The organism is Paracoccus sp. KR1-242, assembly GCF_049446195.1.
Taxonomy (GTDB): domain Bacteria; phylum Pseudomonadota; class Alphaproteobacteria; order Rhodobacterales; family Rhodobacteraceae; genus Paracoccus; species Paracoccus broussonetiae.
Genome location: NZ_JBMSED010000001.1, coordinates 476561 through 490293, shown reverse-complemented (window position 1 = coordinate 490293; position 13733 = coordinate 476561). Strand labels below are relative to the sequence as shown.

13 protein-coding genes are annotated in these 13733 nt (G+C 63.6%); 10 read left to right on the top strand and 3 right to left on the bottom strand.

Translation table 11 applies throughout. The features are described from left to right. Positions 1-7: 7 nt before the first annotated feature. On the bottom strand, positions 8-748 hold the full coding sequence (locus ACO2Q4_RS02390; RefSeq protein ID WP_423317064.1) for a sulfite exporter TauE/SafE family protein: 741 nt from the start codon (positions 746-748) through the stop codon (positions 8-10). 215 nt (positions 749-963) lie between these two features. On the opposite strand from ACO2Q4_RS02390, the gene mdh reads away from it, so the two are divergent. The 10 genes from mdh to ACO2Q4_RS02340 all read left to right on the top strand — a co-directional run bounded on the left by mdh (position 964) and on the right by ACO2Q4_RS02340 (position 12297). Continuing rightward, entirely contained in the window at positions 964-1926 is a 963-nt protein-coding gene (gene mdh / locus ACO2Q4_RS02385) for a malate dehydrogenase (RefSeq protein WP_423317062.1), read from the top strand. A 254-nt stretch (positions 1927-2180) separates the two neighbouring features. Further along, positions 2181-3374 (top strand): ADP-forming succinate--CoA ligase subunit beta, encoded by a 1194-nt coding sequence (gene sucC / locus ACO2Q4_RS02380; RefSeq protein ID WP_311760586.1) that lies wholly within the window; start codon positions 2181-2183, stop codon positions 3372-3374. Positions 3375-3380: 6 nt separating this feature from the next. Further along, positions 3381-4265 (top strand): succinate--CoA ligase subunit alpha, encoded by an 885-nt coding sequence (gene sucD, locus ACO2Q4_RS02375; RefSeq protein WP_311760587.1) that lies wholly within the window; start codon positions 3381-3383, stop codon positions 4263-4265. A gap of 81 nt (positions 4266-4346) precedes the next feature. Continuing rightward, positions 4347-4775, top strand: a complete 429-nt coding sequence (locus ACO2Q4_RS02370; RefSeq protein ID WP_311760588.1) for a hypothetical protein — start codon at positions 4347-4349, stop codon at positions 4773-4775. Between the two features lie 121 nt (positions 4776-4896). After that, the gene (locus ACO2Q4_RS02365; RefSeq protein WP_423317059.1) at positions 4897-7863 is read left to right on the top strand and encodes a 2-oxoglutarate dehydrogenase E1 component; all 2967 of its coding nucleotides are present in this window, start codon (positions 4897-4899) and stop codon (positions 7861-7863) included. Position 7864: 1 nt separating this feature from the next. Then, complete coding sequence (gene odhB, locus ACO2Q4_RS02360; RefSeq protein WP_311760590.1) at positions 7865-9412, top strand: 2-oxoglutarate dehydrogenase complex dihydrolipoyllysine-residue succinyltransferase; 1548 nt, start codon at positions 7865-7867, stop codon at positions 9410-9412. A gap of 147 nt (positions 9413-9559) precedes the next feature. Then, a complete protein-coding gene (locus tag ACO2Q4_RS02355) occupies positions 9560-9817 on the top strand; it encodes a hypothetical protein (protein ID WP_311760591.1) in 258 nt (85 codons plus the stop codon). Next, a complete protein-coding gene (locus tag ACO2Q4_RS02350; RefSeq protein ID WP_311760592.1) occupies positions 9817-10209 on the top strand; it encodes an MAPEG family protein in 393 nt (130 codons plus the stop codon). The genes ACO2Q4_RS02355 and ACO2Q4_RS02350 overlap by 1 nt, the downstream gene beginning before the upstream one ends. A gap of 52 nt (positions 10210-10261) precedes the next feature. Next, positions 10262-11656 (top strand): dihydrolipoyl dehydrogenase, encoded by a 1395-nt coding sequence (gene lpdA / locus ACO2Q4_RS02345; protein ID WP_311760593.1) that lies wholly within the window; start codon positions 10262-10264, stop codon positions 11654-11656. Between the two features lie 146 nt (positions 11657-11802). Next, positions 11803-12297 carry a lytic transglycosylase domain-containing protein gene (locus ACO2Q4_RS02340; protein ID WP_311760594.1) on the top strand — a complete coding sequence of 165 codons (495 nt, stop codon included), beginning with the start codon at positions 11803-11805 and terminating at the stop codon, positions 12295-12297. Positions 12298-12350: 53 nt separating this feature from the next. On the opposite strand, the gene ACO2Q4_RS02335 is transcribed toward ACO2Q4_RS02340, so the two are convergent. Together ACO2Q4_RS02335 and ACO2Q4_RS02330 are read right to left on the bottom strand one after the other, a co-directional pair. Further along, positions 12351-12791, bottom strand: a complete 441-nt coding sequence (locus ACO2Q4_RS02335) for a GNAT family N-acetyltransferase (protein ID WP_423317055.1) — start codon at positions 12789-12791, stop codon at positions 12351-12353. Beyond that, positions 12788-13627: an AAA family ATPase gene (locus ACO2Q4_RS02330; RefSeq protein WP_395134921.1), complete on the bottom strand. Its 840-nt coding sequence runs from the start codon at positions 13625-13627 to the stop codon at positions 12788-12790. Before ACO2Q4_RS02330 ends, ACO2Q4_RS02335 begins: the two co-directional genes overlap by 4 nt. Positions 13628-13733 lie beyond the last annotated feature (106 nt).

Sequence of the window (13733 nt, the reverse complement as noted above, 5' to 3'; positions counted from 1 at the left end):
TGCGGCATCAAAGGGCGGTCCAGATCAGCCGCAGCGAAACGATGCCGAGGGCCCAGGTGATGAATTTGTAGAAAACCGTGGAGGGCATCCGCTTCAGGATCCACAGCCCGCAGGCCACGCCGATCAGGGCCGGGACCATCAGCGCGGCCGCAACCGCCAGGTTATGCGCCGACAATTGGCCAAGAAAGGCATAGGGCACCAGTTTGACCGCATTGCAGATCGCGAAGAAGATCGTGGTCGTGCCGGCAAAGATCATCGGCTCCATCTGCAGGGGCTGGGCATAGACCTGATAGGGCGGGCCGCCCGAATGCGACACGAAACTGGTATAACCGGCCAGCGCGCCCCAGAAGGACCCTGCGCCCATCTGCGGCGCGCGCGCCTGGCGGTTCCGGACGGGGCGAACCAGCGCATTCAATGCAAAGGCCAATCCGACGGATCCCACGATCAGAGTGACATAGCGCTCTTCGATCAGATGCGCGGTGGCCCAGCCAAGCCCGATCCCGGCCAGCGCGCCGGGCAGCACGGTCGCCAGCACGCGGCGATCGAAACTGCGGCGAAAGGCAATCAGCCCGCCGATATCCGAGACGACATAGACCGGCAGCAGGATCCCCGCCGCCTGCACCGGCGACATCACCAGGGACATCAGCGGGACCGAGATCACGCCGACCAGCGCAAGCCCCCCCTTGGCAAGTCCGACCGCGAAGGCCGCCACGATTCCCAGAGTCCAGCCCCAGATATCCAGGCCCATGTCCACCTCCGCCAATGACCCGTCGGGACTAGGCCATGGCGCAGGCGGTTGCAATGCGAACGCGAGGGATCTGCTAACGCTAACTGCGCGGAAAGCGGGCGCTTCTTCTGCCGCGTCGCAGCGAAATCAGGGTGAATCGACCGCCGAGGCTTGCGATTCTCATCCCGAAGCACTAGGCCACCGCGCGAACCAATCATGGAAATCGGAGGTTTACCATGGCTCGTCCCAAGATCGCTCTCATCGGCGCAGGACAGATCGGTGGCACGCTGGCGCACCTGGCCGCGATGAAGGAACTGGGCGACGTCGTCCTGTTCGACATCGCCGAGGGCACCCCCCAGGGCAAGGCGCTGGACATCGCCCAGTCGGGCCCGTCCGAAGGCTTCGACGCCGTGATGAAGGGCGCCAATGACTATGCCGACATCGCGGGCGCTGATGTCTGCATCGTGACCGCCGGCGTGCCGCGCAAGCCGGGCATGTCGCGCGACGATCTTCTGGGCATCAACCTCAAGGTCATGAAATCGGTCGGCGAAGGCATCAAGCAGCACGCCCCGAACGCCTTCGTGATCTGCATCACCAACCCGCTTGACGCGATGGTCTGGGCGCTGCGCGAATTCTCGGGCCTGCCGCACGAGAAAGTCGTCGGCATGGCAGGCGTGCTCGACTCGGCCCGCTTCCGTCACTTCCTGTCGCTGGAATTCGGCGTCTCGATGCGCGACGTCACCGCCTTCGTGCTGGGCGGCCACGGCGACACCATGGTTCCGCTGGCCCGCTATTCGACCGTTGGTGGCATCCCGCTGCCGGATCTGGTCTCGATGGGCTGGACCTCGCAAGAGAAACTGGACGCGATCATCCAGCGCACCCGTGATGGCGGTGCCGAGATCGTCGGCCTGCTGAAAACCGGTTCGGCCTTCTACGCCCCGGCCACCTCGGCGATCGAGATGGCGGAAGCGTATCTGAAGGACCAGAAGCGCGTCCTGCCCTGCGCGGCCTATGTCAACGGTGCCTACGGTCTGAACGGTCTTTATGTCGGCGTCCCGACCGTCATCGGCGCGAACGGCATCGAGAAAGTCATCGACATCAAGTTGAACAACGAAGAGCAGGCGATGTTCGACAAGTCGGTCGACGCCGTGAAGGGACTCGTCGCGGCCTGCAAGGGCATCGACGCCTCGCTGGCCTGATCGCCACAGGCAAGAACCGGACTGAAACGAACCCCGCGGCACCCGCCGCGGGGTTTTTCCATTCACGGGGCAGAGTCGCCCACTGAGAAGATGCTTGCGTTAACAGCAGAATGATTTCGTGATCACAGCCAGAACAGGTGTGATCACAAAACGCCAAAACAAGCGATTTTTACCGTCCCCGCGATCCTAATCGCTTTAGGGCGGTGGCCGGATGTGCAAAAAGCCCGGCCAACCGACAATTGCGGGGAAGTAGCATGAACATCCATGAATACCAGGCCAAGGCGCTGCTGCGTCAGTACGGCGCGCCTGTTTCCGACGGCCGTGTGGTCATGAAGGCCGACGAGGCCAAGACGGCAGCCGGCGAACTCGACGGGCCGCTTTGGGTCGTCAAGGCCCAGATCCATGCCGGCGGTCGCGGCAAGGGCCATTTCAAGGAAGCCGAAGCTGGCGAAAAAGGCGGCGTCCGCCTGGCCAAGTCGGTTGAAGAAGCCGAAGAACTGACCCGCCAGATGCTGGGCCGCACGCTGGTCACGCACCAGACCGGCGAAGCTGGCAAGCAGGTCAACCGCATCTATATCGAAGACGGTTCGGACATCGAGCGCGAGCTGTATCTTGCGCTGCTGGTCGACCGCCAGACCTCGCGCGTGTCGTTCGTCGCCTCGACCGAAGGCGGCATGGACATCGAGGAAGTCGCTGCCCACACCCCGGAAAAGATCGTCAGCTTCAGCGTCGATCCGGCTTCGGGGCTTTCGGATTTCCACGGCCGCCGCGTTGCCTTCGCGCTGGGTCTGACCGGTGGTCAGGTCAAGCAATGCGTGGCGCTGATCCGCAACCTGTATCGCATGTTCATCGAAAAAGACATGGAGATGCTGGAGATCAACCCGCTGATCGTGACCGACAAGGGCGACCTCAAGTGCCTCGACGCCAAGATGGGCTTCGACAACAACGCGCTTTACCGTCAGGCCGATGTCCTGGCGCTGCGTGACGAGACCGAGGAAGATCCCAAGGAACTCGCCGCGTCCAAGTTCGACCTGAACTACATCGCGCTTGACGGCGAAATCGGCTGCATGGTCAACGGCGCCGGTCTGGCGATGGCCACGATGGACATCATCAAGCTGTTCGGTGCCGAACCCGCGAACTTCCTCGACGTTGGCGGTGGCGCCACGAAAGAGAAAGTCACCGAGGCGTTCAAGATCATCACCTCGGACCCGAACGTCAAAGGCATCCTGGTCAACATCTTCGGCGGCATCATGCGCTGCGACATCATCGCGGAAGGCATCATCGCCGCCGTGAAGGAAGTCGGCCTGCAGGTTCCGCTGGTTGTCCGTCTGGAAGGCACCAACGTCGAGCTGGGCAAAGAGATCATCTCGAAATCCGGCCTGAACGTGATCGCCGCCGACGACCTGTCGGACGCCGCCCAGAAAATTGTCAAAGCGGTGAAGGGGTAATTTTCCATGGCCGTTCTCGTTAACAAAGATACCAAAGTAATCTGCCAGGGCATCACCGGCAGCCAGGGCACGTTCCACACCGAGCAGGCGATCGCCTATGGCACCAAGATGGTCGGCGGCGTGACCCCCGGCAAAGGCGGTTCCGAGCATCTGGGCCTGCCCGTCTACAACTCGGTCCACGAGGCCGTGGCTGTCACCGGCGCCAATGCCTCGGTGATCTATGTTCCGCCGCCCTTCGCCGCGGACTCGATCCTGGAAGCCATCGACGCGCAGATCCCGCTGATCGTCGCGATCACCGAAGGCATCCCGGTTCTGGACATGATGCGCGTCAAGCGCGCGCTGCAGGGTTCGCAATCGCGCCTGATCGGCCCGAACTGCCCCGGCATCATGACCCCGGACGAATGCAAGATCGGCATCATGCCGGGCAGCATCTTCAAGCGCGGCTCGGTGGGCGTCGTGTCGCGTTCGGGCACGCTGACCTATGAAGCCGTGAAACAGACCTCGGATGTCGGCCTTGGCCAGTCCTCGGCTGTCGGCATCGGCGGCGACCCCATCAAGGGCATGGAGCATATCGACGTGCTGCGCATGTTCCTGGACGACCCCGAGACCGAGTCGATCATCATGATCGGCGAGATCGGCGGCTCGGCCGAGGAAGAAGCGGCCGAGTTCCTGGCCGAGCAGAAGCGCAAGGGCAACTGGAAGCCGACCGCAGGCTTCATCGCTGGCCGCACCGCGCCGAAAGGCCGCCGCATGGGCCATGCAGGCGCGATCGTCGCCGGTGGCAAGGGCGACGCGGAATCGAAGATCGAGGCCATGAAATCGGCCGGGATCATCGTCGCCGACAGCCCTGCCGGTCTGGGCGAGGCCGTGCTGAAGGCCATCGGCCGCTAAGGCCGGACTAAGACTTTTGACTTAGGCGTAGCCCCCGCCTACCTATAGGGGGCTACGCCGAAACCGCCGCAGGTGACTGGATTGGACCGCAACGCGATCATCAGCGACATGCCCGCCCTGCCTCTTCCGGGGCCAGGCGGACTTGTGCGTCAGGGGCTTCTGCCCTCGACCCGCCATGCGCTGCCGCTGGCGGGCGCGCTGCTGCTGACGCTGAGCGCCGGCTGCGGACGCGGTCCGACCGAGGACATGCTGCCCGGCGGCGTGCCCGCCCGCACCAACCTGCATCAGGCGACCGGCCTGCCGCCCCAGGCGGTCAGGACCGTCAATCGCAACGATGCTGGCTGGCGGCTGATCTATCATCCCGGCAACGCCCCGGCCAATGCGGAACAGCAGGCCGCCCGCGCCCTGTGCGGGCTGGAAAGCCGTGCCGTCGCACAAATCGTGCGGCTGCCGCTGGATGCGCCCCTGGACGATCCGGGAGCCGCCAAGATCGACATTATCTGTGCCTGAGCCGGACCCAGCGATGCCCGCCCCAGCCACAGCCCGCAGACCAGCAGTTGGCGACGCATTCCGCCGCCCTGCACCTTCACCAGCCGCCTGAGCGCGACGGCAAGCAACTGGACGATCAGAAATGAACGATCAATCCCCCAACGCAACCTTCCACGATTCCAGCTTCCTGCAGGGCCAGAACGCGGTCTATGTCGAGCAGCTTTACGGCCAGTGGGCGAAAGATCCCTCGGCGGTGGACGCGGCATGGGACGCCTTCTTCCGCAGCCTCGGCGATGACGAAACCACCGTCACCCGCGAGGCCAAGGGCGCAAGCTGGCGCCGCGCGGACTGGCCGCCGACGCCCGCAGACGAGGTGACCTCGGCGCTGACCGGCGAATGGCCGATGCTGCCCAAGGCCGAGGCCAAGGCGGCGCTGGACAAGATCGCGGCCAAGGCCGGCGACAAGGGCGTCCAGCTTTCCGACGACCAGCTGAAGCGTGCCGTGCTGGACAGCATCCGCGCAATCATGCTGATCCGCGCCTATCGGATCCGCGGGCACCTGCACGCCGATCTTGACCCGCTTGGAATGCGCGAGGTCCCCGAGCATGGCGAGCTGAAGCCCGAGACCTATGGCTTCACCGCGGCCGACATGGACCGCCCGATCTTCATCGACAACGTGCTGGGCCTGCAGATCGCCACGATCCGCCAGATCGTCGACCTGATGAAGCGCACCTATTGCGGCACATTCGCGCTGCAATTCATGCATATCTCGAACCCCGAGGAAGCCGCCTGGCTGAAAGAGCGGATCGAGGGCTATGGCAAGGAAATCGCGTTCACCCGCGAAGGCCGCCGCGCCATCCTGAACAAGCTGGTCGAGGCCGAGGGCTTCGAGAAGTTCCTGCATGTGAAATACATGGGCACCAAGCGGTTCGGCCTTGATGGTGGCGAAGCGCTGATCCCTGCGATGGAGCAGATCATCAAGCGCGGCGGCGCGCTTGGCGTGAAGGAAGTCGTGATCGGCATGCCCCACCGCGGCCGCCTGTCCGTGCTGGGCAACGTGATGAACAAGCCCTATCGCGCGATCTTCCACGAATTCCAGGGCGGCAGCTACAAGCCCGAGGACGTGGACGGTTCGGGCGACGTGAAATATCACCTCGGCGCCTCGTCGGACCGCACCTTCGACGACAATACCGTGCACCTGTCGCTGACCGCGAACCCCTCGCACCTCGAGGCGGTTAACCCGGTCGTGCTGGGCAAGGTCCGCGCCAAGCAGGACCAGCTTTCGGACCAGACCTATCGCTCGGCCGTGCTGCCGATCCTGCTGCATGGTGACGCGGCCTTCGCCGGCCAGGGCATCGTGGCCGAGTGCTTCCAGCTTTCGGGCATCCGCGGCCACCGCACCGGCGGCACCATCCACATCGTCGTGAACAACCAGATCGGCTTCACGACCGCGCCGCATTTCTCGCGCACCTCGCCCTATTGCACGGACATCGCGCTGATGGTCGAAGCGCCGATCTTCCACGTGAACGGCGACGATCCCGAGGCCGTGGTCCATGCCGCGCGCGTCGCGACGGAATTCCGCCAGAAGTTCCACAAGGACGTGGTGCTGGACATCATCTGCTATCGCCGCTTCGGTCACAACGAAGGCGACGAGCCGATGTTCACGAACCCGGCGATGTACAAGAACATCAAGGGTCACAAGACCACCCTGCAGCTTTATGCCGACCGCCTTGTCGCCGATGGCCTCGTGCCGGAAGGCGAGATCGAGGAGATGAAGGCCGCGTTCCAGTCGCATCTGAACGCCGAGTTCGAGGTGGGCCGCAACTTCAAGCCGAACAAGGCCGACTGGCTGGACGGCAAGTGGTCCGGGCTTGAGATCGAAGGCGCGGAATACAATGCCGGCCAGACCGGCATCGCACCCGACACGATGGCCCAGATCGGCACCGCGCTGACCCGCGTTCCCGAAGGGTTCGAGCTGCACAAGACCGTCGGCCGTCTTCTTGAGTCGAAGAAGCAGATGTTCGAGACCGGCGACGGCTTCGACTGGGCGACGGGCGAGGCGCTGGCGATCAGCTCGCTGCTGGTCGAGGGTCATCCCGTCCGCCTGGCCGGACAGGATTCGACCCGCGGCACCTTCTCGCAGCGTCACTCGGCCTTTATCGACCAGGTCACCGAAGAGCGTCACTATCCGATGAACCACGTCCGTGGCGGTCAGGCCCGCTACGAGGTCATCGACTCGATGCTGTCGGAATACGCGGTTCTCGGTTTCGAATACGGCTATTCGCTGGCCGAACCGAACGCGCTGACCATGTGGGAAGCCCAGTTCGGCGACTTCGCCAACGGCGCGCAGATCATGTTCGACCAGTTCATCAACTCGGGCGAAAAGAAATGGCTGCGGATGTCGGGCCTGGTGATGCTGATGCCGCATGGCTACGAAGGCCAGGGCCCCGAGCACAGCTCGGCCCGGCTTGAGCGCTGGCTGCAGATGTCGGCCGAGGATAACTGGATCGTCGCCAACTGCACGACCCCGGCGAACTATTTCCACATCCTGCGTCGTCAGCTGAAGCGCCCGTTCCGCAAGCCGCTGGTCCTGATGACCCCGAAATCGCTGCTGCGTCACCCGCTGGCGATCTCGAAGGCCGATGAGTTCCAGACCGGCTCGACCTTCCACCGCGTCCTGTGGGACGATGCAGAACGCGGTCGTTCGGACCTGAAGCTGAAGCCGGATGCCCAGATCAAGCGCGTCGTGATCTCGTCGGGCAAGGTCTATTACGACCTGCTTGCCGCCCGCGACGCCGCTGGCGCGGACGACGTCTACCTGCTGCGTCTTGAACAGTTCTATCCGTTCCCGGCCCAGGCCATGTCCAAGGAGCTTGAGCGCTTCAAGGATGCGGAAATCGTCTGGTGCCAGGAAGAGCCCAAGAACATGGGCGGCTGGACCTTCGTCGAGCCGAACATCGAATGGGTTCTGGCCCGGATCGGCGCCAAGCACGGTCGCGCCCGTTATGTCGGTCGCACCGCCTCGGCCTCGCCGGCAACCGGCCTCGCCTCGCGCCACAAGGCCGAGCAGGAAGCGCTCGTGAACGAAGCCATCACCGTCGGGAAGTGACATGGCAGTCGAACTACGCGTCCCCACCCTAGGGGAATCGGTATCCGAAGCGACCGTCGCCACCTGGTTCAAGAAACCGGGTGACACGGTCGCGGTTGATGAAATGCTTTGCGAACTGGAAACCGACAAGGTGACGGTCGAGGTCCCCTCGCCCGTCGCCGGCAAGCTGGCCGAGATCATTGCCGCCGAAGGCGAGACGGTCACGCCCAACGCCTTGCTCGCCCAGATTGCAGAGGTCGGGAACGCTGGCCCCGAAGAAATGTTGCCCAAGGCAGAAACGGGCACCAAGCCCCAGGAAGGACAGAAGAAGATGAGCGGAAAATCCGTCGACGTGATGGTGCCCACCCTGGGCGAAAGCGTCACCGAAGCCACCGTGGCGACCTGGTTTAAGAAGGTCGGCGACACGGTCGCGCAGGACGAGATGCTGTGCGAGCTTGAGACCGACAAGGTCTCGGTCGAGGTTCCGGCACCCGCCGCGGGTGTGCTGGCCGAGATCCTGGCCGAGGAAGGCGCCACGGTCGACGCAAGTGCCCGCCTGGCCATCATCACCGAAGGTGCTGTCGGCGCCGCCCCCTCGGCCAAGGCCGAACCCGAGGCCAAGAAGGCCGCGGCCGTGCAATCGCCCGGTGCTGGCCCCGAAACCCCCGCCTTGCGCAAGGACGTCGAGGACGCACCCTCGGCCAAGAAGGCGCTGGCGGAAGCCGGTCTTTCGCGCGACGCCGTCACCGGCACCGGCCGCGACGGCCGCGTGATGAAGGAAGACGTGGCCCGCGCCGGTTCGGCCCCCGTGGCCTCGGCCGCGCCTGCTCCGGCCGCTGCCCCCCGCGCGCCCAGCTCGGCTGAGGATGCCGCCCGCGAAGAGCGCGTCAAGATGACCCGCCTGCGCGCGACCATCGCCCGCCGCCTCAAGGATGCGCAGAACACCGCTGCAATGCTGACCACCTATAACGAGGTGGACATGTCGGCGGTCATGAACCTGCGCAACACCTACAAGGATCAGTTCGAGAAGAAGCACAAGGTGAAGCTGGGCTTCATGTCCTTCTTCGTCAAAGCCTGCGTCCACGCGCTGAAGGAAGTGCCGGAAGTCAACGCCGAGATCGACGGCGGCGATGTCCTTTACAAGCATTTCGTCCACATGGGCGTGGCTGTCGGCACCCCGAACGGCCTGGTGGTTCCGGTCGTCCGCGACGCCGACCGCAAGGGCTTTGCCCAGATCGAGAAGGAAATCGGCGAACTCGGGGCCAAGGGCCGCGACGGCAAGCTGACCATGGCCGAGATGCAGGGCGGCACCTTCACCATCTCGAACGGCGGCGTCTATGGCTCGCTCATGTCCTCGCCGATCCTGAACCCGCCGCAATCGGGCATCCTTGGCATGCACAAGATCCAGGATCGCCCGGTCGTGGTCGACGGCCAGATCGTCATCCGCCCGATGATGTATCTTGCGCTGAGCTATGACCACCGCATCGTCGACGGCAAGGGCGCCGTGACCTTCCTGGTCCGCGTCAAGGAAGCGCTGGAAGATCCCCGCCGCCTGCTGATGGATCTGTGATCCCTGCGGGGCCGGCAGGCCCTGCCAAGACAAAGGCGCGCAGTCCCTTCGGGGCTGCGCAACTCTTTCCGGCCTAATCTGTTGAAACCGCAGAAGGTCGCCTTATCTCGCCGAAGGCGGCTATGGACCGACGCCAGGAGTGACGCCATGACCCAGATGATCGCCCGTTTCAAAGTCGCTGATTTCGCGAAATTCCGGACCGAATTCGATGCGGACAATCCTCGCCGCAGCCACAACAGCCTGAATCTGCTGCAGCTTTGGCGTGAAAGCGATACCGATGCCTGGGCGTTGTTCGAGGTCACGGATGCAGCCCGCGCCAATACCTATATTTCGGTGATGAAGGCGATCTTCGGACCGAAGGCGGGCGTGCAGTCCTCTGAGTTCCATTTCGTCGAGACCGCCTGATGGCCGCTGAAACCACCGCGCTTGCGCTTGCCGCCCTGCTTCAGGCCATCCAGATCGGATTGGCGGGGGCGTCGATGAACCGCGATGTCGGGGCGGCATGGAATGCCGGACCGCGCGACCGTCAGCCGGAATTCTCGCCCCGCACCGGACGCCTACGCCGCGCGGTGAACAATCATTTCGAAGGCCTGATCCTGTTCACCATCGCCGTGCTTCTGGTGATGGTCACGGATACCGACAGCCTTCTGACCGCGGTCTGCGCCTGGCTCTATCTGCTGGCGCGGATCCTTTACGTTCCCGCCTATGCCCTTGGCTGGTCGCCCTGGCGATCGCTGATCTGGGCCATAGGCTTTGTCGCAACCTTGGTGATGATCGTCACCAGCCTATTCACATGAAACGGACCGGCGCACGCGTTGTCCAAGGCGCCGGAGATGCAAGGAGACCTGAATGTCCACCTATGACCTGATCGTGATCGGGGCCGGCCCCGGCGGCTATGTCTGCGCCATCCGCGCCGCGCAGCTTGGTCTGAAGGTCGCCTGCGTCGAGGGCCGCGAGACCCTGGGCGGCACCTGCCTGAACGTGGGCTGCATCCCGTCCAAGGCGCTGCTTCACGCCAGCCACATGCTGCACGAGACGCATGAGAACTTTGCCAAGATGGGCCTGATGAACGCCCATGTCGATGTCGACTGGGACAAGATGCAGGCCTACAAGACCGAGACGGTCGGCGGCAACACCAAGGGCATCGAGTTCCTGTTCAAGAAGAACAAGATCGACTGGATCAAGGGCTGGGCCGAGATCGAGGGCGCGGGCAAGGTCAAGGTGGGCGACACCGTCCACGAGACGAAGAACATCGTCATCGCTTCGGGTTCGGAACCCTCCAGCCTGAAGGGCGTCGAGGTCGACAATGCAGGCGGCATCGTCGTCGATTCGACCGGTGCGCTGGCCCTGCCGAAGATCCCGAAATCGATGGTCGTGATCGGCGCGGGCGTCATCGGGCTGGAACTGGGTTCTGTCTATGCGCGCCTTGGCGCGGACGTGACCGTCGTCGAATTCCTTGACGCGATCACCCCCGGCATGGACGGCGAGGTCCAGAAGCAGTTCCAGAAGATCCTGTCCAAGCAGGGCATGAAATTCGTGCTGGGCGCTGCCGTTTCGGGCACCTCGGTCGCGAACGGTTCGGCCAAGGTCACCTACAAGCTGCGCAAGGATGACAGCGAGCACCAGATCGAGGCGGAAGCTGTCCTGGTCGCGACCGGCCGCCGTCCCTATATCTCGGGCCTGGGTCTCGACAAGGTCGGCGTCGCGCTGAACGAGCGCGGCTTCGTCGCCGTCGACGACCACTGGCAGACCTCGGTCAAGGGCATCTATGCCATTGGCGACGCGGTGCCCGGCCCGATGCTGGCCCACAAGGCCGAGGACGAAGGCATGGCCGTTGCCGAAGTCATCGCCGGCAAGCATGGCCATGTGAACTACTCGGTCATTCCGGGCGTGATCTACACGACCCCGGAAGTCGCGTCGGTCGGCCTGACCGAGGAAGCCGCGAAGGAATCCGGCCGCAAGGTCAAGGTTGGCAAGTTCCCCTTCATGGGCAATGCCCGTGCCAAGGCGCTGTTCCAGGCCGAAGGCTTCGTCAAGCTGATCGCAGATGCCGCGACCGACCGCGTGCTGGGCTGCCACATCATCGGTCCGAACGCGGGCGAGATGATCCACGAAGTCTGCGTCGCAATGGAATTCGGCGCTTCGGCGCAGGATATTGCGCTGACCTGCCACGCCCACCCGACCTGTTCGGAAGCCGTGCGCGAAGCCGCGCTGGCCTGCGGTGACGGCGCGATCCACGTCTGATCGGCGAAAACTTACCGGTATCGCCGAAAGGCACTGGCGATAATCCGCCGAAAGGCCGTCCCGGACCGGGGCGGCCTTATCTTATGATTTCTCGACCGGGGAACCCGTGGCTAAAGTCCCTGCCAACGATAAATTCGAGGGCAGCCATGAAAACCATGATCCGTCTGCTTGTGCTGGGTGGCGTCTTCGCACTTGGGGCATGCGGCGACAATCGGGTCGATCCTGATCGCCGCTATCTTGTCGAACCCCGCGCCACTGCCGCCGACACCGTTGGTCTTCATGCGAACGAGACGCCTGAACTGCGTCACCTGATCAATAAATACGCGCAGCAATACCAGGTTCCGGTGGAGCTGGTGCACCGCGTCATCATCCGCGAATCCCGCCATCGTCCCGGCGCCCGCAACGGCCCGTATTACGGGCTGATGCAGATCCTGCCCGCGACCGCGCGCGGCATGGGCTATCAGGGCTCGGCGAACGGCCTTCTGGATGCCGATACGAACCTGAAATACGGCGTCAAATACCTGCGTGGCGCGTATCTGGTGGCCGGCGGAAATCAGGACGCTGCCGTGAAATGGTATTCGCGCGGCTATTACTACGAAGCCAAGCGCAAGGGCCTGCTGAACGAAACCGGCCTGCGCTAAGGCACGGAACCAGACCCTCGACCGACAGGCGGCCCAAGGGCCGCCTTTTTCGTTCAAAGCTTGCGATTGTATCGGATGAAGGGCGATTTTACCGCGACGCGATCGTAAAGCATCCGCCCCGGATAATTGTCCTCGGCCGTCAGCCAATAGACATTGGGAACGCCAGCCGCATCCGCCGCGTCATAGACTGCGCCGATCAGCGCCCGGCCCACGCCCTTGCCGCGGGCTTCGGGTGCGGCGAACAAATCCTGCAGATAACAGACCCCTTCATCCCGCCACAGGTTCGGATGGAAGACGTAATGGACCAGACCCAGAAGCTGGCCTTCATCCTCGGCAACCAGTCCGTGAAAATCCCCGGCCCTGCCCGACATCAGCCGTTCAAAGGCGCGGTCATAGAATTCCGGCTTGCGGTCGTGAAAGCCATAAAACGCCTGATAGCCACGATAAAGCGCCTCCCATCCCGCACGATCCTCGTGGTGCAGGGGGCGGATCATCTTTGCCTCCTTGCCATGAAGGCCAGCCGCTCGAACAGGGCCACGTCCTGCTCGTTCTTCAGCAACGCGCCATGCAGGCGGGGCAGCATCTCACCCGCCGGGCGCTTCAGGTCTTCGGGCGACAGATCCTCGACCAGGATCAGTTTCAGCCAATCCAGCAATTCGCTGGTCGAGGGCTTTTTCTTCAGCCCCTTTACCTCGCGCAGTTCAAGGAACTGGTTCAACGCCTCGTCCAGCAGACGCGGCTTCAGGCCGGGGTAATGGACATCGACGATGCGCTTCAGCGTTTCGGCATCGGGGAAGCGGATGAAATGGAAGAAGCAGCGCCGCAAGAAAGCGTCCGGCAGCTCTTTTTCGTTGTTCGAGGTGATGATGACGATGGGGCGATGCAGCGCTCGGACCGTCTCTCCCGTTTCGTAGACATGGAACTCCATGCGGTCGAGCTCTTGCAGCAGGTCGTTCGGAAACTCGATATCCGCCTTGTCGATCTCGTCAATCAGCAGCACCACCTTGGCCTCTGCCTCAAAAGCCTGCCACATCTTGCCCTTGCGGATATAGTTCGCGACATCCTGCACGCGGGCATCGCCCAGCTGGCTGTCCCGCAGCCGCGAAACGGCGTCGTATTCGTAAAGCCCCTGCTGCGCCCGCGTGGTCGACTTCACGTTCCATTCGATGATCGGCAGTCCAAGGCTTTCCGCCACCTGACGCGCCAGTTCCGTCTTGCCTGTCCCCGGCTCTCCCTTGACCAGAAGCGGACGCTCAAGGGTGATCGCGGCATTTACCGCGACCGTCAGGTCGGGCGGCGCCACATAGTTTTTTGTCGAGGAAAACTGCATCCGCCCGTCCTTTGCGCATTCCGGTCAAGGCTACGCGGGGGGCCGTTGCCGTGCAAGCGCAGCATCCCGACTTGCCGGAATGTCCTAGTGACAAACCCGGCACCAT